Source organism: Pseudonocardia sp. P1 (assembly GCF_000178675.2).
Taxonomy (GTDB): Bacteria; Actinomycetota; Actinomycetes; order Mycobacteriales; family Pseudonocardiaceae; genus Pseudonocardia.
The window spans coordinates 4,984,414-5,007,084 of sequence record NZ_ADUJ02000001.1 but is presented as its reverse complement, the minus strand read 5'-3'; the positions used below and the strand labels follow the sequence as shown (position 1 = coordinate 5,007,084).

Annotated in this window: 17 protein-coding genes and 3 tRNA genes; 7 read left to right on the top strand and 13 right to left on the bottom strand. The window is 73.2% G+C overall.

The annotated features are described in order from the left end of the window. Positions 1–9: 9 nt before the first annotated feature. Together PP1_RS23170 and PP1_RS23165 are read left to right on the top strand one after the other, a co-directional pair. On the top strand, positions 10–714 hold the full coding sequence (locus tag PP1_RS23170) for an IclR family transcriptional regulator (protein WP_050802284.1): 705 nt from the start codon (positions 10–12) through the stop codon (positions 712–714). A gap of 95 nt (positions 715–809) precedes the next feature. Then, entirely contained in the window at positions 810–2,723 is a 1,914-nt protein-coding gene (locus tag PP1_RS23165) for an Hsp70 family protein (protein WP_075314633.1), read from the top strand. A 128-nt stretch (positions 2,724–2,851) separates the two neighbouring features. Here PP1_RS23165 and PP1_RS23160 read toward each other — a convergent pair whose 3' ends face one another. The 6 genes from PP1_RS23160 to gltX form a co-directional block, all read right to left on the bottom strand. Beyond that, positions 2,852–3,193 (bottom strand): winged helix-turn-helix domain-containing protein, encoded by a 342-nt coding sequence (locus PP1_RS23160; RefSeq protein WP_010243603.1) that lies wholly within the window; start codon positions 3,191–3,193, stop codon positions 2,852–2,854. Beyond that, on the bottom strand, positions 3,190–3,654 hold the full coding sequence (locus tag PP1_RS23155; RefSeq protein WP_010243601.1) for a hypothetical protein: 465 nt from the start codon (positions 3,652–3,654) through the stop codon (positions 3,190–3,192). The genes PP1_RS23160 and PP1_RS23155 overlap by 4 nt, the downstream gene beginning before the upstream one ends. Before the next feature lie 197 nt (positions 3,655–3,851). Further along, a tRNA-Glu gene (locus PP1_RS23150) sits at positions 3,852–3,924 on the bottom strand. A 69-nt stretch (positions 3,925–3,993) separates the two neighbouring features. Then, positions 3,994–4,069: transfer RNA gene (locus PP1_RS23145), tRNA-Glu, on the bottom strand. 62 nt (positions 4,070–4,131) lie between these two features. Then, positions 4,132–4,203, bottom strand: a tRNA-Gln gene (locus PP1_RS23140). A gap of 66 nt (positions 4,204–4,269) precedes the next feature. Next, the gene (gene gltX / locus PP1_RS23135) at positions 4,270–5,754 is read right to left on the bottom strand and encodes a glutamate--tRNA ligase (protein WP_060575041.1); all 1,485 of its coding nucleotides are present in this window, start codon (positions 5,752–5,754) and stop codon (positions 4,270–4,272) included. A gap of 113 nt (positions 5,755–5,867) precedes the next feature. Between gltX and PP1_RS23130 the strand changes: the two genes are divergently transcribed. Further along, positions 5,868–6,176: an EthD family reductase gene (locus PP1_RS23130; RefSeq protein ID WP_010243597.1), complete on the top strand. Its 309-nt coding sequence runs from the start codon at positions 5,868–5,870 to the stop codon at positions 6,174–6,176. Positions 6,177–6,318: 142 nt separating this feature from the next. Beyond that, the gene (locus PP1_RS23125) at positions 6,319–7,557 is read left to right on the top strand and encodes a DDE-type integrase/transposase/recombinase (RefSeq protein WP_249265915.1); all 1,239 of its coding nucleotides are present in this window, start codon (positions 6,319–6,321) and stop codon (positions 7,555–7,557) included. A gap of 65 nt (positions 7,558–7,622) precedes the next feature. On the opposite strand, the gene PP1_RS23120 is transcribed toward PP1_RS23125, so the two are convergent. Beyond that, complete coding sequence (locus PP1_RS23120) at positions 7,623–8,663, bottom strand: 3-isopropylmalate dehydrogenase (protein ID WP_010244165.1); 1,041 nt, start codon at positions 8,661–8,663, stop codon at positions 7,623–7,625. Between the two features lie 271 nt (positions 8,664–8,934). On the opposite strand from PP1_RS23120, the gene PP1_RS23115 reads away from it, so the two are divergent. Then, on the top strand, positions 8,935–9,951 hold the full coding sequence (locus tag PP1_RS23115; RefSeq protein WP_010244168.1) for an LLM class flavin-dependent oxidoreductase: 1,017 nt from the start codon (positions 8,935–8,937) through the stop codon (positions 9,949–9,951). Positions 9,952–10,107: 156 nt separating this feature from the next. Here PP1_RS23115 and serA read toward each other — a convergent pair whose 3' ends face one another. From serA to PP1_RS23095, 4 genes are all read right to left on the bottom strand, one after another. Next, a complete protein-coding gene (gene serA / locus PP1_RS23110; protein ID WP_010244171.1) occupies positions 10,108–11,718 on the bottom strand; it encodes a phosphoglycerate dehydrogenase in 1,611 nt (536 codons plus the stop codon). A 293-nt stretch (positions 11,719–12,011) separates the two neighbouring features. Next, positions 12,012–13,016: a ketol-acid reductoisomerase gene (gene ilvC / locus PP1_RS23105; protein WP_010244175.1), complete on the bottom strand. Its 1,005-nt coding sequence runs from the start codon at positions 13,014–13,016 to the stop codon at positions 12,012–12,014. 44 nt (positions 13,017–13,060) lie between these two features. Next, positions 13,061–13,570, bottom strand: coding sequence for an acetolactate synthase small subunit (ilvN, locus tag PP1_RS23100; RefSeq protein WP_010244179.1), 510 nt, complete (start codon positions 13,568–13,570; stop codon positions 13,061–13,063). Continuing rightward, the gene (locus PP1_RS23095; protein WP_029240148.1) at positions 13,567–15,363 is read right to left on the bottom strand and encodes an acetolactate synthase large subunit; all 1,797 of its coding nucleotides are present in this window, start codon (positions 15,361–15,363) and stop codon (positions 13,567–13,569) included. Before PP1_RS23095 ends, ilvN begins: the two co-directional genes overlap by 4 nt. A gap of 419 nt (positions 15,364–15,782) precedes the next feature. On the opposite strand from PP1_RS23095, the gene PP1_RS23090 reads away from it, so the two are divergent. Continuing rightward, complete coding sequence (locus PP1_RS23090) at positions 15,783–16,298, top strand: PH domain-containing protein (protein WP_010244184.1); 516 nt, start codon at positions 15,783–15,785, stop codon at positions 16,296–16,298. A 7-nt stretch (positions 16,299–16,305) separates the two neighbouring features. Here PP1_RS23090 and PP1_RS23085 read toward each other — a convergent pair whose 3' ends face one another. Beyond that, positions 16,306–17,721 (bottom strand): selenium-binding protein SBP56-related protein, encoded by a 1,416-nt coding sequence (locus tag PP1_RS23085; RefSeq protein WP_010244187.1) that lies wholly within the window; start codon positions 17,719–17,721, stop codon positions 16,306–16,308. Between the two features lie 388 nt (positions 17,722–18,109). Here PP1_RS23085 and ilvD point away from each other — a divergent pair, with 388 nt between their 5' ends. Beyond that, the gene (gene ilvD, locus PP1_RS23080) at positions 18,110–19,951 is read left to right on the top strand and encodes a dihydroxy-acid dehydratase (RefSeq protein WP_010234115.1); all 1,842 of its coding nucleotides are present in this window, start codon (positions 18,110–18,112) and stop codon (positions 19,949–19,951) included. 42 nt (positions 19,952–19,993) lie between these two features. On the opposite strand, the gene PP1_RS23075 is transcribed toward ilvD, so the two are convergent. Continuing rightward, entirely contained in the window at positions 19,994–22,648 is a 2,655-nt protein-coding gene (locus tag PP1_RS23075; RefSeq protein ID WP_075314637.1) for a PEP/pyruvate-binding domain-containing protein, read from the bottom strand. Positions 22,649–22,671: the final 23 nt, after the last annotated feature.

Here is a 22,671-nt window from a genome sequence, read left to right as displayed (position 1 = left end):
TATCGCTTCGTGGGACAGTCTAGCGGGATCGGCGTGCTCGACAAGGCGGTGGGGGTTCTCCGTGCGACGGCGGAGGGCCCGTGTGGGCTGGCCGAGCTCTGTGAACGCACCGGCCTCCCCCGCGCGACGGCGCACCGGCTCGCCGTCGGGCTCGAGGCGCACGGGATGCTGCTGCGCACCCCCGACGGCCGGTGGCACCCCGGGCCGACGCTCGGCCAGCTCGCCGGCGGGCGGCCGGACCCGCTGCTCGACGCCGCGGCCGCCGTCCTCCCGCGGTTGCGCGACATCACCGGTGAGAGCGTCCAGCTCTACCGGCGCGACGGCGTCCACCGCATCTGCATCGCGCACGCCGAGCCGCCCTCCGGCCTGCGGGACACCGTGCCGGTCGGCTCCCGGCTCCCGATGACGGCCGGGTCCGGCGCGAAGGTGCTCGCCGCCTGGTGCGACACCCCGACCCAGCGCCACATCCTCTCCGAGGCCACGTTCTCCGACCGCGTGCTGGTCGACGTCCGCCGCCGCGGCTGGGCACAGAGCGTCGCCGAGCGCGAGGCCGGCGTCGCGTCGGTGTCCGCGCCGGTCCGCGACGCGACGGGCCAGGTCGTGGCCGCGGTGTCGGTGTCGGGGCCGGTGGAGCGGATCGGCAGGCGCCCGGGGGTCCGGTGGGCGGCCGACCTGCTCGCCGCGGCCGACGCCCTGCAGCACCGGCTCGCCTGAGCCCCGGGGTCCTGGACCGGAAGGCGTCCCACTACCGTGTGGTGGTCCGGCACCTGGCCGGGCACCTGTGACGTGGAGTGCATTCCGGGGAGACGATGGGCTACCTGCTGGGCATCGACGTCGGCACGACCAGGACGGCGGCCGCGGTCATCCGCTCCGGCAGCCCCGGCCCGGAGATGGTCACCCTCGGTGACCACTCGGTCGACATCCCGTCCGTCGTGTACGCCGCCCCCGAAGGATCACTGCTGTTCGGCGAGGCCGCCGAGCGCCGCGCGCTGACCGAGCCGGACCGGGTGGCGCGGGAGTTCAAGCGCCGCATCGGCGACCCGACGCCGATCCCGCTGGGCGAGCAGGCCTTCACCGCCGAGCAGCTGTCCGCGCTGCTCGCCGGGCACGTCGTCGACATCGTGGCCCGGGTCGAGGGCGGGCCCGCCGAGCGGGTCGCCGTGACCCACCCCGCGTCCTGGGGCGCGCACAAGCGCGACCTCTTCGCCGGTGCACTGGCCCAGCGCGGCCTCGCCGTCACTTTCCTCACCGAGCCGCAGGCCGCCGCCCTGCACTACGCGACGAACGAGCGCGTGGAGGCGGGCGCGACGGTCGCCGTCTACGACCTGGGCGGCGGGACGTTCGACGCCGCCGTCGTCCGCAAGGAGGCCGCGGGGACCACCGACACCGGCGGGACGGTGATCGGCGGGACGCTGTTCACCCTGCTCGGCCGGCCCGAGGGCGTCGAGCAGCTCGGCGGTGCCGACTTCGACCAGGCCGTCGTCGACCACGTCCGCGACGCGGTGCCGCAGGCGTTCGAGGCGCTCGACGAGTCGGATCCCGACGTGCTGGCCCAGATGGCCCGGCTGCGGCGCGACTGCCGCGAGGCCAAGGAGGCGCTCTCGGCGGACACCGAGGTCTCGATCCCGGTCTGGCTGGGCGAGGTCCGGGCGACGGTCCGCCTGCACCGCAGCGACTTCGAGGACCGTATCCGCCCCCGGCTCGACGAGTCGGTCGACGCCCTGCAGCGGGCGATCGCGTCCGCGGGGCTGGCTGCGTCCGGGCCGTCGGTGGTGCTGCTCGTCGGCGGGTCGTCACGGGTGCCGCTGGTCGCCCAGCTGGTGTCGTCCGGCCTCGGCCGCCCCGTGCAGGTCGACGCCGACCCGAAGAACGCGATCGGCAAGGGCGCGGTCGTCGCGCTCGGCCCGGTGGACCCGGCGACGGCCGCGCCGTCGCCCGCCGGTCCCGACCTCCTCGCCGGAGCCGCCGGTGCAGCCGGCGCCGCCGGTGCCCTCGGCGCTCTCGGTGCGTCCGGCCCCCTCGGTGCGTCCGGCCCCCTCGGGCCTCCCGGCACCGGTGCCGCCTCGCTCGCCGACGACCCCGGCCCGCTCCCGTGGGAGAGCAGCGAACCGCTGACGGACCGGATGCCCACCGGCGGTCCGGTCACGGCCGTGGACGGCGACCGGACCGCGTACCTCGACGGCGCGAACGCCGACCCGCCGACCGACCGGCTCCCGGTCGTCCCACCGCCGTACGGCGGGCACCCCGGCGCCGACCCGGGCACGGCGGTCTACGGCTACCCCGGCTCCTACGACGACGGCGAGACCACCGTCTCCCCCGAACCGGCCGGCGCGCCCCGGTCCCCCGCACTGCTGATCGGTGCGGGCGGTGTCGTGGCAGCGCTGGCGGTGCTGGGCGCGGTCTTCTTCTGGCCGCAGGACCGGACCGTCAGCAACGCGACCCCGGAGCTGCCGGCGATGCCGACGACGACGGAGGCCCCGCCGACGACGACCGAGGAGCAGCCGACCACCCGGCAGCCGGAGCCGACCCGGGAACGCACGTCGACCCCCCGGACGACGTCGGAGGAGGTGGTACCGCCGCCGCCCCCGCCGCCCCCGGCACCGACGACGCAGGACCCGCCTCCGACCGATAACAGCCCGGAGCCGACCGATCCGCCGACCCCGACGACGGAGCCATCCGGCTCGATGACGATCCAACCGGTGCCCCGGCCGGAGCCCCGCTAGTCGCGAGCGCGCCGTCGCACGGCGGCCGGCCGGCGTGGCGAGGGCTTCCCCTCGCCCTCCACGGGCTCGAGGACGCCGACCGGGACCGCTACCTGTTCGCCGGTAGCCGGCACGGACCGCCGCCACGCTCAGGGCGTGTCCAGCGCGCTGCGCAGACCGGCGAGCCAGTCGAGGTGCCTGCGGATCGCGTCCTGGCCGTCCGGCGTGAGCCGGAACCAGGTCCGGGGCCGACGCCCCACCGACCCCTTGCGCACCTCGAGGTAGCCGGCGTCCTCGAGCGTCCGGCTGTGCTTGGAGACCGCGGAGTCGCTGGCGCCCAGCATGTCGCGGGCGGTGGCGAAGTCGACCCACTCGGCGCCCTGCAGCAGCGCGCACAACGCGAGGCGGGGGCCGGTCTCGAAGATCGGTTCACGGCCCGCACGGTCACCGGGGTCGGGTGTCGGGTCCTGCTCGACGTCGTCCCCGGTCACGGCCTGACCCGGCCCGCCTCGATGTCCCGCCGCATCGCCGACCGGGTCCTGACCTGTGCGACGAACACCCCCACCGCGACGACCGGGAGCACGAGCAACGCGATCGTCTGCTGCCCCTCACGGACCAGCAGGTTGATCACGATGAACCCGGCGAGCGCGATGGCGAGCCCGATCATCCAGCTCGGCCGGGCGCTGGGGTAGGCGCCGATCCGCTTGGGGAGGTGCACCCCCGACCGGCGGCGCCGGAGGACGGAGTAGACCGCCGAGGCGATACCGATCGCCGCGAGCGCCCACGACGTGTACGCCGGATCGAGGTTCAGCAGGTTCGACCAGATCGGGAGCCCGGCGATGAACACCAGGGCGACCCCGAGGAGCACCCAGTAGGCGACGGGGAACCCGGCGTGGGCCGCGATCCGTCGTCGTGCGTCGGCGACCTGGTCGAGCTCGGGCGTGTCGGACATCTGGGGACTCCTCATCTACATCGGCATCAACTTGCGATATGGAAAGCGTACGCGACTCGGGAAGTAGATGCCAGAGGCAGCCCGGGACGGCGTGCCGGTGGGGCACGCTGCACGAGGAGGAGGACACCGCGACCGACGACCGGGCCCCGGACACGACGAAGGCCCCCGCTCCGAGGAGCAGGGGCCTTCGACCAGAGTAGTCCCGACGGGATTTGAACCCGCGCTACCGCCTTGAGAGGGCGGCGTCCTAGGCCGCTAGACGACGGGACCAGGACATCGGAATCGATCTCCGATGCCGAACCACGAACCGTGGCTCGGACGCGATATGTACATCTCGCGTGGTAGTCCCGACGGGATTTGAACCCGCGCTACCGCCTTGAGAGGGCGGCGTCCTAGGCCGCTAGACGACGGGACCGAGACGAGATGATTCCGATGTGCCAGAAACCGAGATGTCGAACGAGCGACAAACGGCTTCCGCTGGGGTACCAGGACTCGAACCTAGACTAACTGAACCAGAATCAGTCGTGCTGCCGATTACACCATACCCCATCGAAAATCGGAGCTCGGCCGCTCACTTGCTCGCGGCCGGGCCCCGATCTCCGTGATACGACTACTCTAAACCATGCCCTGGGAGCGCCTGACACCGGCCCCCAGCCGGGCGAGCGACCGCTCGCGGCCGAGCAGCTCCATGCTCTCGTAGAGCGGCGGCGACACGGTCCGCCCGCTGATCGCGACGCGCACGGGCGCGAACGCCTTCCGCGGCTTGAGTCCCAGCCCGTCGACGAGCGAGGTCTTCAGCGACTCCTCGATGACCGCGGCGTCCCACGCCTCCAGCGAGGAGAGCCCGGCGACGGCGGCCTCGAGGACCGGGGCGGCGTCGGCACCCAGGTTCTTGGTGGCGGCGTCCTCGTCGGGGGTGAAGGTGTCCTCGTCGCGGAACAGGAAGGCGAGCATCCGGGCCGCGTCCGAGAGCACCTGGCTGCGCTCCTGCACGAGCGGTGCGGCGGCGGCGAGGAGTTCCTGGTCGGCGCCGGTCACCTCGATCCCCTCGGCCGCGAGGTAGGGCACGACGCGGGCGGCGAAGTCGTCCGGGGCGAGCAGCCGCAGGTGCGCGGCGTTGATCGCCTCGGCCTTCTTGATGTCGAACCGGGCGGCGTTGCTCGACACCCGGGACACGTCGAAGGCCTCGGTCATCTCCTGCAACGAGAACACGTCCCGGTCCTCGGCGATCGACCAGCCGAGCAGGGCGAGGTAGTTGAGCAGGCCCTCGGGCACGAAACCGCGGTCGCGGTAGTGGAACAGGTTCGACTGCGGGTCGCGCTTGGAGAGCTTGCGGTTGCCCTCACCCGTCACCAGCGGCAGGTGCGCGTAGGTGAAGGGCCCGTGGCCGATGCCGACCCGCGCCAGCGCCTCCAGCAGGGCGATCTGCCGCGGCGTCGAGGCGAGCAGGTCCTCGCCGCGCAGCACGTGCGTGATCTCCATCAGCGCGTCGTCGACGGGGTTGGTCAGGGGGTACAGCGGAGTGCCGTCGCCGCGGGCGAGCACGAAGTCCGGCACCTGGCCGGCCCTGAAGGTGATCTCGCCACGGACGAGGTCGGTGAAGGTGATGTCGCGGTCGGGCATCCGCAGCCGGTAGACGGGCGTGCGGCCGTCGTCGCGGAACGCCTGCTTCTGCTCGTCGGTGAGGTCGCGGTCGGCGTTGTCGTAGCCGAGCTTCGGGTCGCGGCCTGCGGCGCGGTGGCGGGCCTCGATCTCCTCCCCGGAGGAGAACGACTCGTAGACCTCGCCGCCGTCGATCAGCCGGCGCAGCGCGTCGGCGTAGACCTCGGCGCGCTCGCTCTGCCGGTACGGCCCGTGCGGGCCGCCCCTCTCGACGCCCTCGTCCCAGTCCAGCCCGAGCCAGGTGAGCGCGTCGAGGAGGGCCTCGTAGGACTCGGTGGAATCCCGCTGGGCATCGGTGTCCTCGATACGGAACACCAGCGAGCCGCCGTGGTGGCGGGCGTGCGCCCAGTTGAACAGGGCGGTGCGGATGAGACCGACGTGCGGGATTCCGGTCGGGGACGGCGAGAACCGCACCCGGACCTGGGCTGGAGTACTCATGGTGCCGTCAGCGTATCCACCCCCACCGCGAGGGTGGTGCGGGAGGCGCCGGGATGCGTCAAGGTGATCGTGCCGGCGCACCGAGGCGCCGGCGGCGAAGGAGGTCGCGCATCGTGTACCAGCTCACCGTCCTGTACCACCACCCGGACGACCCGAAGGCGTTCGACGAGTACTACGACGGCACCCACACCCCGCTGGCCAAGGCGCTCCCGGGTCTGCAGCGACTGACCGTCAGCCGCCCGCAGCCGGGACCGGACGGCGCGCAGCCCGCCTACCACCTGGTCGCGACGCTGGAGTTCGCCGACCAGGCCGCGTTCGGTGCCGCGATGGGCAGCCCGGAGGGCGAGGCCGCCGTCGCCGACGTCGGGAAGTTCGCGACCGGCGGCGCCACGATGCTGACCGGGCCGTCCACGGCGCCGTAGGCGCTCGTGAGTGGTTATCGCGGTCAGGACCGCGTGCCTGTTCTCAGGACATCCGACACAGTTGATGTCTCGGCACATCGAGGACACTGAGTAGCCCGCTGGCCGGGTTGGTCGATCCTGGTGATCGACCAGCCTGGTCCAGGTGGGTGGAACAGGGTTCGAGATGGATCCCGACCTCGTCGCGGCGGTCGCCCGGGCCGCCGCCGGGCAAGAGATCAACATCGCTCGGGTGTGCCGAGAACTCGGCGTGTCCCGGTCGGTGTTCTATCGCAAGCTGTCCCGTTTCCGAGACCAGGGCAGCACCGGTCTGGCACCGCGTTCACGTGCCCCGCACACCCGTCCCAGCGCGGTGGCCGAACACGTGGCCGAGGCGGTGGTGCGGGCCCGCAAAGAACTCGCCGACCAGGGCTGGGACCACGGAGCCCAGACCATCCGCTGGCGGCTGCTCGACGCGGCCCGCACCGGCCGCAGCCCCGGCAGCAGCCCCGGCAGTAGCGGCGGCAGCGGCCCGGCACTCGAGCAGGCCGAGGTCCCGTCGCGGGCCACGATCCACCGGCTGCTGGCCGACCGCGGCCAGATCACCCCGCAACCACGTAAACGACCCCGCCGCAGAACGCACCGGTTCGTCCACCCGGCCCCGAACGCGGTCTGGCAGATCGACGGCGCCCAGACCGTCCTGGCCGATGGCCGGCGCGCCACGGTGGTGCAGGTCATCGACGACCACTCCCGGCTCGACATCGCCTGCCACGCCGCGAGCAGCGAGAACGGCGAGGCCGCCTGGGCCGCGCTCAGCGCCGGCTTCGCCCGCTACGGCCACCCGGCCTGCGTGCTCTCCGACAACGGCACCGCCTTCTCCGGCCGGCGCCGCCAGTGGCCCCTGGTCGACCTCGAACGCCGCCTGGCCGCGCTGGGCATCACCACCATCGTGTCCTCGATCGGACACCCACAGACCTGCGGGAAGAACGAACGCGCCCACCAGACCCTGCAACGCTGGCTCGCCGCCCGACCCACCCCGGCCACCCTGACCGAACTCCAGAACCTGCTCGAGACCTACCGGCAGGGCTACAACCACCGCCGCCACCAAAGCCTCGACGGCGACACCCCGCACCAGCGTTTCCACACCCGCGAACCCGCCCGACCGGCCGGACCCGCACCCCGCATCGCCGGACACCTCACCCGCACCGTCTCCGAGACCGGAGTCATCAGCTTCTCCGGAACCTCGATCGGTCTGGGCCGCCGCCACGCAGGCACCACCGCGGAGGTGTTCTGGCAAGGCGACCGCGTCACCATCCTCATCGACGACGCGGTCGCCGCCAGCCTTACCCTCGATCGCAGCGTCCGCTACCAGCGGACCACCAGCAAACCGTCCACGATGTGCTGAGACAGATCTGTCTCAGATGTGCTGAGACACGACACGCGGTCAGGACCGCGATAACCACTCACGGGCTACGAAGTAGCCACCTCACGGCTGGACACCAGCGCGGCCAGCCGGTCACCGATGGACGACGTGTTGCCCGTCGCCGCGTGGTCCCGGGTGGCGAGGTCGAAGGCGACCGCGGCCTCGACCCGGCGGGCCGAGTCGGGGTGTCCCAGGTGGTCGAGCAGCAGCGCGACCGACAGGACGGCGGCCGTCGGGTCCGCGATGCCCTGGCCCGCGATGTCCGGCGCGGAGCCGTGCACCGGCTCGAACATCGACGGGTTGGTCCGGCTCGCGTCGAGGTTGCCGCTGGCCGCGAGGCCGATCCCGCCGGTCACCGCGGCAGCGAGGTCGGTGAGGATGTCGCCGAACAGGTTGTCGGTGACGATCACGTCGTACCGGCCCGGGTCGGTGACCATGTGGATCGTGGTGGAGTCGACGTGCTGGTAGGCCACCGACACCTCGGGGTACTCCAGCGACACCTCCTCCACGATCCGCGACCAGAGCGCACCGGCGTAGGTCAGCACGTTGGTCTTGTGCACCAGGGTCAGGTGCCGGCGCGGGCGGCGCTGGGCGCGGGCGAACGCGTCGCGGACGACCCGCTCGATGCCGAACGCGGTGTTCTGGCTGACCTCGGTGGCGACCTCGTGCGGGGTGTCCTTCCGGAGCAGACCACCGGTGCCGACGTACGGCCCCTCGGTGCCCTCGCGCACGACCACCATGTCGATCTCGGCGTTGCCGGCCAGCGGGCTGCGGACACCGGGGTAGAGCCGCGCCGGGCGCAGGTTCACGTGGTGGTCCAGCTCGAAGCGCAGGCGTAGGAGCAGTCCGCGCTCCAGGATGCCGCTCGGGACCGACGGGTCACCGACCGCACCGAGCAGGATCGCGTCGTGCTGCTTGATCTCGGTCAGCACCGTCTCGGGGAGCAGCTCGCCCGTGGAGTGCCAGCGGGCGGCACCGAGGTCGTACTCGGTCGTCTCGACGTCGCGGGCGACCTCTCCGAGGACCTTCAGTGCCTCGTTGATCACTTCCGGGCCGATGCCGTCACCGGGGATGACCGCAAGGCGCATGACCTCGTCCTCTCGTCGTACTGCTGGCCGCACGCTACCGCCTGCCGACGCAGGGTCATCGTCCGGCCACCCGGTGGGGTGCGCACGGACGGGTGAACGATGAGCGGCCCGCGGTCGTCCGAGCGCCCGTACGCGGCCGATCCGGGGAACAGTGTCGCCAGTCACACCGGTCCACTGGCCGGGAAGGTCGCCTCCGGGTTCCCCCGTCCGGGTGGATCGCCCACGCGCCGGGCACGGGAAGAAGGCCGGATCCGACGGCGTTGCCCCGGCTGTGCCCACGCCCTCGGAGCCGCTCGACCGGCTCGGCTTCCTGACCATCGGCTCGTTCGACGGCGCGGACCCGCGCGCCGGGCACGAGACGACCCTCGAGATGATCGAGCTCGGCGAACGGCTGGGCTACGACAGCGCGTTCGTCCGGCACCGGCACCTGCAGTTCGGCATCTCCTCGCCCGTCGCGGTGCTGGCGGCGGCGACCCAGCGGACGTCGCGGATCGACCTCGGCACCGCCGTGATCCCGCTCGGCTGGGAGAACCCGCTGCGCCTCGCGGAGGACCTCGCCACCGTCGACGTGCTCTCCGGCGGACGGCTGAACCCCGGCATCAGCGTCGGCCCGCCGATGCAGTGGGAGCACGTCCGCGACGCGCTCTACCCGGACACCGCCGACGTCGAGGACTTCGGGCGTGAACGCGTCTCGCGGCTGCTGCGCCTCGTGCGGGGCGACGCGGCGAGCACGTTCTCGGGGACCGTCGGCATCGAGTCGTTCTCGGAGCGGGTGCAGCCGCACTCCCCCGGCCTGATCGACCGCGTCTGGTACGGCGCCGGCAGCGACAGCTCCGCGGCCTGGGCCGGCGAGCAGGGGCTGAACCTGCTGACCAGCAACGTCGTCCGCGCCCCCGGCGACGGCGACACCGACTTCGCCGCGATCCAGCAGCGGCAGATCCGCGCGTTCCGCGAGGCGAACCCCGCCGGCCGGGTGTCGCAGGGGCTCGTCGTCGTCCCGACCGACTCCGCGACACCCGAGCAGCGCGAGCGCTACGCCGCCTACGCGGAGCAGCGCAACGCCCGCGTCGGGATCCCGCAGGGCCCGGCCGGTCTGCTGTTCGCACGGGACCTGGTCGGGACGTCCGACGAGATCGCCGAGGGCCTCTACGCGCACGCCGCGTTCCGCGAGGTGCGCGAGGCGGTGTTCGCCCTGCCCTTCGGCTTCCCGCACGACGACTACCTGCAGATCGTCACCGACATCGCGACGAAGCTGGGGCCGGCGCTGGGCTGGTCGCCCGCGTCCTGATCCGGGGCGGCCCGTCACCGGCCGGCCCAGGGGACCTGCGGAATCGCTTCCTCGGGAAGCGATTCCGTAGGAGGACCACCGGCCCGGGGAACCGGCCGACCCCGACGAGTGCGGAACCGGCCGGTCGGCCGCGCAGAGCTCGGTCGTCGAAGGAGATCAGTCGTCGAAGGAGATCAGCCGGATCGTCCGCGCGCCGACCGAGGCGCCGATCGGCTCCAGCACCGCCGGGTCGATGTGCCGGTCCACCCGCAGCAGCATGAGCGCGTCGGTGCCCTCGGTGGTCTGCGAGATCTGCGCCGCCTCGATGTTCACCGCGGCCTCGCCCAGCAACGAGCCGACCCGGCCCATCACGCCCGGCCGGTCGGTGTACTCGAGCAGGACGACCTCGCCCTCGGCCCGCAGGTCGAAGTGCCGCCCGTTGATCTCGACCAGCTTCTGCACCTCGGCGCGGCCGGTGAGGGTCCCGGACACGGTGATCGACTCGCCGTCCGGCATCGCCCCGCGCAGCTGCACGACGCTGCGGTGGTTGGCGCTCTCCGGGGTGGTGGCCAGGTCGACCGAGACCCCGCGGTCCTCGGCGAGCCGGGGCACGTTGACGAACGTGACCTGGTCCTCGACGACGTGGGTGAACACCCCGCGCAGCGCGGCCAGCGACAGCACCGAGACGTCCTCACCGGCGAGCTCGCCCGCGATGTCGACGGTCACCGAGCTCGGCGTCCGCCCGGCGACGGCGTGCAGCGTCGTCCCCAGCTTCTGCACCAGCGGCAGCCACGGCCGGACCTCCTCGCCGACGGCACCGTGGACCTGCACGTTCACCGCGTCCGGCACGAACTCGCCGGCCAGCGCCAGCTGCACCGAGCGCGCGACGTCGGTGCCCGCCCGGTCCTGGGCCTCCGCGGTGGAGGCGCCCAGGTGCGGTGTGACGACGACGTTCTCCAGCTCGAACAGCGGACTCGCGGTCGTCGGCTCGGTGACGTAGACGTCGACCCCGGCCCCGCCGACGTGCCCGGAGCGCACGGCCTCGGCCAGCGCGTCCTCGTCGATCAGCCCGCCGCGGGCGGCGTTCACGATCAGCACGCCCGGCTTGGTGATCGCGAGCTGGTCCTTGCCGATGAGCCCCAGCGTCTCCGGGGTCTTCGGCAGGTGCACCGTGATCATGTCGGCGGTGCGGAGCAGCTCGTCGAGCTCCAGCAGCTCGATGCCGAGCTGGGCGGCGCGGGACGGCGAGATGTAGGGGTCGTAGGCGACCAGCTTCATCCCGAAGGCGGCCAGCCGCTGCGCGACCAGCTGCCCGATCTTGCCGAGCCCGACGATGCCCGCGGTCTTGCCGTTCAGCTCCACCCCGCCGTACGACGACCGCTTCCACTGCCCCTGCCGCAGCGACGCGTCCGCCGCGGGGACGTGCCGGGCCGCCGACAGCAGCAGCGCGATCGCGTGCTCGGCGGCGGAGACGATGTTGGAGGTCGGCGCGTTCACGACCATGACGCCGCGCGAGGTCGCGGCGTCGACGTCGACGTTGTCCAGGCCGACACCGGCGCGGGCGACGACCTTGAGCCGGGTCGAGGCCGCGAGCGCCTCGGCGTCGACCTGGGTCGCGGACCGGACCAGCAGCGCGTCCGCGTCGGCGATCTCCTTCAGCAGCGCCGGGCGGTCGGTGCCGTCGACGTGGCGGATCTCGACGCCGTCGCCCAGGAGCTCGACCGCGGAGGGCGCGAGCTTCTCGGCGAGCAGGACGACGGGACGGGGGTGAGTGGCGACGGTGCTCACGGTGTGAAGGTGCTCCCGGGGTCGGGTGGTGGTCGTACGTTGCGTCGGGCCACGGCCATCCTAGGGCCGGGACGGCCCGGCGCGGTGCCGACGTGAGCCGCGAGACCCCCTCGGGAGCCCCGGTCGCCCGCCCGGCCCCGGACGCGCGAAACCCCCGCCCGGTGTCGCCGGTACGGGGGTTCCACGTCGCCTGGTCCGGATGGGTGCGTCCGGACCCGGGCATCCGCGGGCCGTCTGGGGCCCGCGGGGTTCATCCTGCCGGACGCGTCCGGCAGTCGATCACCTGGCCTGGCTCACTTGGCCTTCTCGCCGACCCAGCTCATCAGGCCGCGCAGCTTCTCGCCGACCTGCTCGATCGGGTGCTCCTGGCCCTGCTGCTGCAGCTTGGTGAAGTTCGGACGGCCGTTCTCGTCCTCGGCCACCCACTCCCGCGCGAAGGTCCCGTCCTGGACCTCCTTGAGGATGGCCTGCATGTTCTTCTTCACCTCGGGCGTGATCACGCGCGGGCCGCGGGTGAGGTCGCCGTACTCCGCGGTGTCGGAGATGGAGAAGCGCTCGTTGGCGATGCCGCCCTCGTACATGAGGTCGACGATCAGCTTGAGCTCGTGGAGGCACTCGAAGTAGGCGATCTCCGGGGCGTAGCCGGCCTCGGTGAGCACCTCGAACCCGGTCTGGACCAGGGCAGCGGCACCACCGCAGAGGACGGCCTGCTCACCGAACAGGTCGGTCTCGGTCTCCTCCTTGAAGGTCGTCTCGATGACGCCCGCGCGGGCGCCGCCGATCCCGGCCGCGTAGGAGAGGGCGAGCGCCTTGGCGTTGCCCGACGGGTCCTGCTCGACGGCGATCAGGGCCGGAACGCCCTTGCCGTCGACGAACTGGCGGCGGACCAGGTGGCCCGGGCCCTTCGGCGCGACCATCGCGACGTCGACGTCCGCCGGGGGCTTGATCAGCTCGTAGCGGATGTTGAAACCGTGGCCGAAGAACAGCGCGTCGCCGGCCTTCAGGTTCGGCTCGATGTCCTGGGTGTAGATGGAGCGCTGCTTGGTGTCCGGCGCCAGGACCATGATCAGGTCGGCCCAGGCGGAGACCTCGGCCGGCGTGCCGACCTCGAGGCCCTCGTCGGCGGCCTTCTGCCGGGACTTCGAGCCCTCCGGCAGACCGATCTTCACCTCGACCCCGGAGTCGCGCAGGGACAGCGAGTGCGCGTGCCCCTGGGAGCCGTAGCCGATCACGGCGACCTTGCGGCCCTGGATGATCGACAGGTCGGCGTCGGCGTCGTAGTAGATGTTGACACTCATGGCTCTGGGACGATTCCTCTCGGAGGTTGTGTAGCGACGTCTGTCTAACGGACGGCCGCGGCGGTGATGGAGCGGGGGCCGCGCCCGACCGCGACCATTCCCGACTTGACCATCTCGCGGATGCCGTAGGGCTCGAGCATCCGCAGCAGGGCGGCGAGCTTGTCGGCGGTGCCGGTGGCCTCGACCGTGACGGCCTCCGGGGAGACGTCGACGACCTTGGCCCGGAACAGCTGCACCGTCTCCAGGACCTGGCTGCGCACGGTGGCGTCGGCCCGGACCTTGACCAGCAACAGCTCGCGCTGGACCGAGGCACCCGGCTCCAGCTCGACGATCTTGATCACGTGCACGAGCTTGTTCAGCTGCTTGGTGACCTGCTCCATCGGGAGCTCGTCGACCTCGACGACGATCGTCATGCGGGAGACGTCGGGGTGCTCGGTCGGCCCGACCGCCAGCGAGTTGATGTTGAATCCGCGGCGGGAGAACAGGCCCGACACCCGGGCGAGGACACCCGGCTTGTCCTCGACCAGGACCGAGAGGGTGTGCAGCTCGCTCACTTCTCGCCCTCCAGGGCCTGCTCGGTGACGTCGGCGACCTCGTCGACCGAGGCGGCCAGGTCGTCGTTGTCGAACTCGGGCCGGATGTCGCGGGCGACCTTGATCTCGTCGTTGCTGGTGCCCGCGGCGACCATCGGCCAGACCTGCGCGTCGGCGCCGACGACGAACTCGACGACGACCGGCCGGTCGTTGATCTCCATGGCCTGCTTGATGACCCGGTCGACGTCCTCCTTCGACTCGACCCGCAGGCCCGCGCAGCCCATCGCCTCGGCCAGCATCGGGAAGTCCGGGATGCGGAGCTTGTGGGTCTTGAGGTCGGTGTTGGAGTACCGCTCGCCGTAGAACAGGTTCTGCCACTGGCGGACCATGCCGAGGTTGCCGTTGTTGATCACGGCGACCTTGATCGGGATGCCCTCGATCGCGCAGGTGGCGAGCTCCTGGTTGGTCATCTGGAAGCAGCCGTCGCCGTCGATGCACCAGACGACGGTCTCCGGCTCGCCGACCTTGGCGCCCATCGCGGCCGGGACGGCGTAGCCCATCGTCCCGAGCCCGCCGGAGTTCAGCCAGGTGCGCGGCTTCTCGTAGCGGACGAACTGGGCCGCCCACATCTGGTGCTGCCCGACACCGGCGGCGTAGATCGCGTCCGGACCGGCGATGGCGCCGATCCGCTCGATCACGTACTCCGGCGACAGCGAGCCGTCGGCCGGCTCGGTCCAGCCCAGCGGGTACCGGTCGCGCAGCCCGCCGACCTGCTTCCACCAGCCCGACAGGTCCGGCTCGCCGTGCTCGGCGCGGTCGGCCCGGACCGCGTCGATCAGCTCGGCGAGGACCTCCTTGCAGTCCCCGACGATCGGCACGTCGGCGCGCCGGTTCTTGGAGATCTCGGCCGGGTCGATGTCGGCGTGCACGACCTTCGCGTCCGGGGCGAAGCTCTCCAGCTTGCCGGTGACGCGGTCGTCGAACCGCGACCCGAGCGCGACCAGCAGGTCGGAGCGCTGCATGGCGGCCACCGCCGCGACCGTGCCGTGCATGCCCGGCATGCCCAGGTGCTGCGGGTGGCTGTCCGGGAAGACCCCGCGCGCCATCAGCGTGGTGACGACCGGCGCCCCGGTCAGCTCGGCCAGCTCGCGCAGCTCCTCCGCGGCCTCGGCCTTGAGGACGCCGCCGCCGACGTAGAGCACCGGCTTGCGGGACTCGCGGATCAGCCGCGCGGCCTCGCGGATCTGCTTGCCGTGCGGCCGGGTCGTCGGCCGGTAGCCGGGCAGCTGCAGCTCCGGGGGCCAGGAGAACGTGGTCTGCTCCTGCAGCACGTCCTTCGGGATGTCCACCAGGACCGGGCCGGGCCGGCCGGTGAACGCCAGGTGGAAGGCCTCGGCGATCGCGCGCGGGATCTCCGTCGCCTCGGTCACCAGCATGTTGTGCTTGGTCACCGGCAGGGTGATGCCGGTGATGTCGGCCTCCTGGAAGGCGTCGGTGCCGATCAGCCCCCGGGTCTGCTGACCCGTGATGGCCACCAGCGGCACCGAGTCCATGTGGGCGTCGGCGATCGGGGTGACCAGGTTGGTGGCTCCCGGACCGGACGTCGCCATGCAGACCCCGACCTTGCCGGTGGCCTGCGCGTACCCGGTGGCGGCGTGCCCGGCGCCCTGCTCGTGCCGGACGAGGATGTGCCGCACCTTCGTCGAGTCCAGCAGCGGGTCGTACGCCGGCAGGATCGTCCCGCCGGGCAGTCCGAAGACCACCTCGCAGCCGATCTCCTCGAGCGAGCGCACCAGGGACTGCGCCCCGGTCATGGGCTCGTCGACGACGTGCGGGCCGGGCACCGTGGTGTCCGGGACGCCGCTGCGGGACGACTCGGTCCGCGGCGCCGTGGACCGGCCGGGCGGCGGGCCCGGCTTCGGGCCGGCGGAGCCGGACTTCGAGGGGGCGGTGGTCATCGGGGTCTGCCTCGCTGGAGATCGTGTCGATCAGATGCCGGACATGAAACCGTGCTGGACATGAAAAAACCCCCGCCGCCCGGTGCTCCGGGCTGGTGCGAGGGTGAGCGCGTCGTCGTTCGAGTAGGTCGAACTCAGGCGGCGACGCGCCCGGGAAGTACGAGAATTCGAACGGCGAACATGCCGACGACGCTAACACGCGTCCCACGCGCGGAGTCAATCGGCCGCACCCCTTCCGGTGGGGATCGTCCGTCCGGCGGTGTCACACTGGGGTCGTGAGCAGCACCGATGATCGCGAGGCCGGCACGACCGCCCAGGCGGAGGACCTCGCTCCTGTCGCCACCGGTTCCCAGGATGTGGACGGCGCGGTCGTGCCGACACCGAAGGTCCGGGCCGAGGGGCACCAGGTCCGCGAGGGCGCGCGGGCGCTGGTCTTCACGCCGTCCCGGCTGACGATCTTCGTCGTCCTGGTGACCGTGGTCGGCGCGCTCCCGCTGCTGTTCAGCGTCCCGTACTTCTGGCTGGCACTGCTCGTGCCCATCGCGATCATCGGCCGCGTGCTGTGGGTGCGGACGACGGTCGATCCCGACTCGCTGCGGGTGCGGAGCCTCCGGGGCTCGCGCACCGTGCGGTGGGACGACGTGCGCGGGCTGAGCCTGGCGCGGCGCTCCTCGGTGACCGCTCTGCTCGCCGACGACACCGAGCTCGTCCTGCCGTCGGTGCGCGTCCGCGACCTGCCGGCGCTGGCACTGGCCAGCGGCGGCCGGATCACCGACCCCGTCGGGGACTGACGCCCGCTCAGCTGCGGTGGCAGTACGAGTCGGACGACGCGTCCCCGCCCTGCAGCCGGACCTGGTGCACCCGCAGGCCGCGGAACTCGTCGCCGTGCGGGAAGAAGGCGGTGTCGACGGACAGCCCGCCGGCCGGGCCGGCGTCCAGCTTGGCCATCCAGGCGCCGACGCCATCGGGGTAGAACTGGTCGTCCAGCGCGCCGTAGAGCGAGTTCGTGAAGTAGACCCGCCGCCCGTCCCGGCTGACCTCCACCATCTGCGGGCCCCCGGCCAGCGGCAGCTCCGGACGGGCCGGGTGCGGGGTGCGTTCCACGATCCCGCCGAGGCGCACCGATCCGGTCTCGCGCGGGCGCGCGGGGTCGGACACGTCGAACTGCTTCAGCTCCCCGGTGCCCCAGCAGGACACGTACAGGAAGCGGTCGTCGACCGAGAGGTCGATGTCGGTCACGATCGGCGGCACGGCGCCGAACGGCTGCAACGCGGGCGGCAGCTGCTCCGTGGCCGCCGGCTCGGCGGGGATCGTGATGACCTTCTCCGCCTTCCACTCCCCCGCGGCCTCGTCGAGGTACCAGCGCCACACCGAGCCGGACAAGTCCTCGGTGGAGATCACCACACCGACGAAGCCCCAGGTCGCCTCCGGATCGTGCGACGGCCGGACCTCCAGGGCCATCTGGTGCCGGGCCCCCAGGTCGACGCGCTGGAGGTGCCGGCCCTCGGCCAGGTCCCAGAAGTGGATCGCGTGCCCGTAGGCGTTGCTCAGCAGCAGCTCCGGCTGCAGCCCGTCCTCGATCATCGACGGGCTCCCCCACTCGCTGGAGATCAGCACGTTGCGGTTGAGGTGCCACCAGGCGTCGTAGTGGAAGTGCTGCGGGCCGCGGTCGGTCTCCCACGCCCGCAGCACCTCGAACGTGTCGTGGTCGAGCAGCGCGATGCCGCCCGGGCCGTCGTCGTCGCCCTCGGCACCGCCCAGGCACGTCATGAAGACACCGTCCGGACCGCAGTGCAGGGTGTGCGGACGGGAGTACCCGGCCCGCTCGGACAGCTCCTTCGCGCCGACCGTGCGCACCAGCCGCGGCGCCCGCGGGTCCGGCTCGGTGTCCAGGACGTGGACGTCCGACGACCGCAGGCCCGGCACCAGCAGGTAACGGCGGGCGAGCCCGTCCGTCCCGTGGCCCTCGTGCGCCAGCGCGCTGGAGCAGGCGTTCCACCCGAAGTGGTGCAGCTCGCCGCCGCCGGGCACCGGCGTCCAGCCGACCACCCGCCCGTAGCTCGACGAGCCGGGGGCGACGTCGACGACGACCATCGCGTCGTCGCGCTGCCCGGACCGGTCGAACGCGGCCACGTAGGCGAGTTGCTCGGGCGGTGCGGCAGCGGCCTCGGCCGCGGAGCGGTAGAAAGTCGGGTCCGTGGTCGGAGTGCTCATCGGAGGGTCCTCGCTGTTCGACGGTGAACGGTGCGCGGCGACTCCCCGGATCGCCCGGCGGCGACGACCGGGCACTCCTGGATAGCCCTGGTGGCGTGGCGGTCGCAATCGACCGGGCGGGGCCGCCGGGCCGGGCGTTCGGCGGAGCGGGCGCCACCCGTCGACCAGGTCACCCGTGCCACCGGGACGCGGCCACGGAGCGTACGGTTGGGCGCGACCGGCACGCGACGAGCCGCCCGGGCGCCGACCCGCCCCGCGCCGCCGCGCACCGGCCCGGGGCCGGCCGCCCACCACCACCGCGACGCGCCCACCCGGACCGTGCAGCACGCATCCGTCCCGGTGCCCGCCGCCCGGGCGCCGTACCGACCGAGCCTGGAGAACAGAGCCGATGCCCGCCCTGCGTTCCCGCGTCACCACCCACGGCCGCAACGCCGCCGGAGCGCGTTCGCTCTGGCGCGCCACCGGCATGGGGGACGACGACTTCGGCAAGCCGATCGTCGCGATCGCCAACTCCTACACCCAGTTCGTGCCCGGTCACGTGCACCTCAAGGACATGGGTGACCTCGTCGCGGGTGCGGTCAAGGAGGCCGGCGGCATCGCGCGGGAGTTCAACACGATCGCCGTCGACGACGGCATCGCCATGGGCCACGGCGGGATGCTCTACTCGCTGCCCTCGCGCGAGCTGATCGCCGACGCCGTCGAGTACATGGTCAACGGGCACGCCGCCGACGCGCTGGTCTGCATCTCCAACTGCGACAAGATCACCCCGGGGATGCTGAACGCCGCGATGCGGCTGAACATCCCGACCGTGTTCGTCTCCGGCGGTCCGATGGAGGCAGGGAAGGCGGTCGTCGTCGGCGGGGTCGCGCAGGCGCCCACCGACCTGATCACCGCGATCTCGGCGTCGGCGTCGTCCGAGGTGGACGACGCCGGCCTGTCCGAGGTGGAGCGGTCGGCCTGCCCGACCTGCGGCTCCTGCTCGGGGATGTTCACCGCGAACTCGATGAACTGCCTCACCGAGGCGCTCGGGCTGTCGCTGCCGGGCAACGGCTCCACGCTGGCCACGCACGCCGCCCGCCGCGAGCTGTTCCTGAACGCCGGCCGGACCGTGATGGACCTGGCGACCCGCTGGTACCGCGACGACGACGCGACGGCCCTGCCGCGCAACATCGCGACCCGCGAGGCGTTCGAGAACGCGATGGCGCTCGACGTCGCCATGGGCGGTTCGACCAACACCGTGCTGCACATCCTCGCCGCGGCGCAGGAGGGCGAGATCGAGTTCACGCTCGCCGACATCGACGCGATCTCCCGCCGGGTGCCGTGCCTGAGCAAGGTGGCGCCGAACTCGGACTACCACATGGAGGACGTCCACCGGGCCGGCGGCATCCCCGCGCTGCTGGGCGAGCTGTGGCGGGCCGGGCTGCTGAACGAGGACGTGCACACCGCGCACTCGCCGTCGCTGCAGCAGTGGTTGACCGAGTGGGACGTCCGTTCCGGCTCGCCGTCGGAGACGGCCGTCGAGCTGTACCACGCCGCGCCGGGCGGGGTCCGGACCACCGAGGCGTTCTCGACCGAGAACCGCTGGTCGTCGCTGGACACCGACGCCGCGGGCGGGTGCATCCGGGACTTCGAGCATGCCTACACCCCGGACGGAGGTCTCGCCGTGCTGCGCGGGAACCTCTCCGAGGACGGCGCGGTCATCAAGACCGCGGGCATCCCGGAGGACATCTGGCAGTTCGAGGGCCCGGCCGTGGTCCTGGAGAGCCAGGAGGAGGCGGTCTCGGCGATCCTGAAGAAGGAGATCAAGGCCGGGGACGTGCTGGTCATCCGCTACGAGGGCCCCTCGGGCGGCCCGGGCATGCAGGAGATGCTGCACCCGACCGCGTTCCTCAAGGGCGCCGGTCTCGGGAAGACCTGCGCGCTGATCACCGACGGCCGGTTCTCCGGCGGGTCGTCCGGCATCTCGGTCGGGCACGTCTCCCCCGAGGCCGCGGCCGGCGGGACGATCGGCCTGGTGGAGAACGGCGACCGGGTCCGGCTGGACGTCCGCGCCCGCTCGCTGGAACTGCTCGTCGACCCGGAGGTGCTGGCCGACCGGCGCGGCAAGATGGAGTCGAGCGAGCGGCCGTGGCAGCCGAAGGACCGGCAGCGTCCGGTGAGCCGGGCCCTGCAGGCCTACGCCCACCTGGCGACGAGCGCCGACACCGGCGCCGTCCGCCGCATCCCCTGACCCGCCGGTCCTGACCCGCCGGTCCTGACCCGCCGGTCCTGATCACGGCGCGGCCGCGAGGCGCACCTCGCCGGCCGCGCCGTCGACCGTCACCGTCGCCCCGGTGCCGATCCGCTCCGTCGCACCGGCCACGCCGACGACGGCCGGGATCCCGTACTCCCTGGCGACGACGGCACCGTGCGAGTTCGAGCCGCCCATCTCCATCACCAGCCCGCCCGCGGTGAGGAACAGCGGCGTCCAGCCGGGATCCGTCGACGGGCAGACGAGGATCTCGCCGGGTTCCAGGTGCGCGCCGACCGGGTCGAGCACGACCCGCGCGGGCCCGGTCGCGGTCCCCGCCGAGGCCGCCGACCCGAGCAGCGCGCCCGGGGCACCGGTGCCGGCGGCGGCGAGCGCCTCGGGCTCGGTGCCGTCGGAGAGCAGGACCCGCGGGACGTGCCGTCGCGCCCGCTCCCGTTCCCGCCCGGCCCGGCGGGTCGCGACCAACGCGCGGAGGTCACCGGGCACGACGGCACCGTCGCCGTCTCTGTCGCCGTCCAGGACCGAGCGGATCTCGGCGAGCTGCAGGTCGAACACGTCGTCCGGTCCGTCCAGCAGGTCGCGCGCCGTCAGCTCGGCGCCGACGGCGGCGAGATCGGCCCGGGCGACGGCGAGCATCCGTACCAGCAGGTCCTTGTGCTCCTCGCGCAGACCGGCCAGGCGCCGCGTCCGTCCGAGCGCGAACCGCACGGCGAGGGCCCGGACCGCGGACCGCCGCCGCACCCGGGCGACGACGTCGTCGACGGCGGTCTCGGCGGCACGGGCCCCGCGGGCGAAGCGGACGTCCGGGGCGGCGTCCGGATCGTCGGTGCGCAGGTAGTTGGCGAGCACCCCGAGCAGGTACTCCGGGTCGTCGGACCAGCGGGGCGCCCCCAGGTCGATCTCGGCGACGGCCCGGTGCCCGTGCTCGGCGAGGAAGCCGTCCAGCTCGGCGGTCAGCAGCGGCGGCAGCGCCCGCCGCCGGTGCCGGTCGGCGAGCTCCGCGGGCCCGGTGCCGAGCAGCAGGGCGACCGACGCCGGCTCGGTCCGCACACGCGTCGCGACCGCCCACAGCTCCAGGTCCATCGCGGTCGTGCAGTTGTGCGGCAACGAGCGCAGCACCTCGTGGACGGCGGCGGGGTCCAGGTCCGGCCCGGCCAGGACCCGTGCCGCGCCGAGTGCGACGAACCCGGCGCCGGCGACCGGCACCACGGTCGGGAGCACCGCGAACACCTCGCCCAGCGTGCGGACGGCGTGGTCCAGCCGCTCCCGCCCGTCCGCACCCGGCCGGCACGCCGGGTGGGCCCGGATCCGGCGCCCGGCGCGGCCGACGTGCCGCAGCCCCGCCGCAGGGCTGACCAGCGCGCCCGCGACCCGGAACGGCACCCGGAGGTGGAGCAGGGTCCGCGCCAGCCGGACGAGGAACGGCCGCCACGACCGCGTGCGCACCGACAGTTCCGGCCGGTCGGACAGCCCGCGCAGGACGACCGCGGAACGTGCCTCCATGACGTCCAGCACGGCCGGGAGGATCCGCCGCCCGGGCGCGCTGCGGAGCGCGGGCGTGATGTCGACGAACAGCCGCCCGCCGGCCTCGCCGAGCGCGGGCGGTCCCGCGGCCGGGTCGGCGACCGGGACCCCGAAGAGCCCCTCGGACGCCCGGGAACCGATCACCCGGAACGCCGAGATCCCGGCCGCCGTCAGCGGGCCGGTCAGCCCCTGCGCGAGGCTCACGCAGACGTGCACCCGGAGGCCCGGGCCGGCCGGCGGGGGCAGCGGGTGGAGCGTCGTGATCGGGCGGGACTGGGTGGTCCACAGCGTGCCGCGGTCGTCGAGCGCCCACTCGATGTCCTGCGGGGCGCCGAAGTGCGCCTCGATCCGCCTGCCGAGCGCCACGAGCTCCGCGATCGACGCCGGGGCCAGGCAGTGCTCCGGGTCCGCACCGGACGTGACCCGCGTGACGCCGCCCCCGGCGACCGCCCACACCGCCACCGTCTTGTCCCCCGGCCGGTATCCGGAGACCGTCCCGTCGCCCTCGACGACGACGTGGTCCGGGTTCACCGCCCCGGAGACGACGGCCTCGCCGAGCCCCGGTGCCGCGTCGATCACGGTCCGGGTCCGCTGCCCACCGACCGGGTCCGCGGTGAACAGCACGCCCGCCACCGCGGCATCGACCATCCGCTGGACGACGACGGCCAGCGCGACGCCGTCGTCCCCGATCCCGTTGCGTGCGCGGTACTCCACCGCCCGGTCGGTCCAGAGCGAGGCCCAGCACCGCCGGACCGCGTCCAGCAGGGCGGCTTCGCCGACGACGTTGAGGTAGGTGTCCTGCTGCCCCGCGAAGCTCGCGGTGGGCAGGTCCTCGGCGGTGGCCGAGGACCGGACGGCGACCGGGACGTCCGGGCCCAGCGCCCGGTAGGCGGCGAGCACGGCACCGGCGACGTCGTCGGGCACCGGGGCGGCGAGCAACGCCTCACGGGCCGTGCGGGGGTCGGCGGCGAGACCGGGCCGCGCCTGCGCCGCGACCCGGCGGTAGGCGTCGGTGCGGATGCAGAACCCCTCCGGGACGCGGAAGCCGCCGCGGAGGAGCTCGCCGAGGTTCGCCGCCTTCCCGCCGACGTCGGCGTGCTCACTCCGGCCGATCCGGTCCAGGTCGACGACGACCGCGGCGGCGATGCCCATGCACCACGTTACTGCGGATGCGC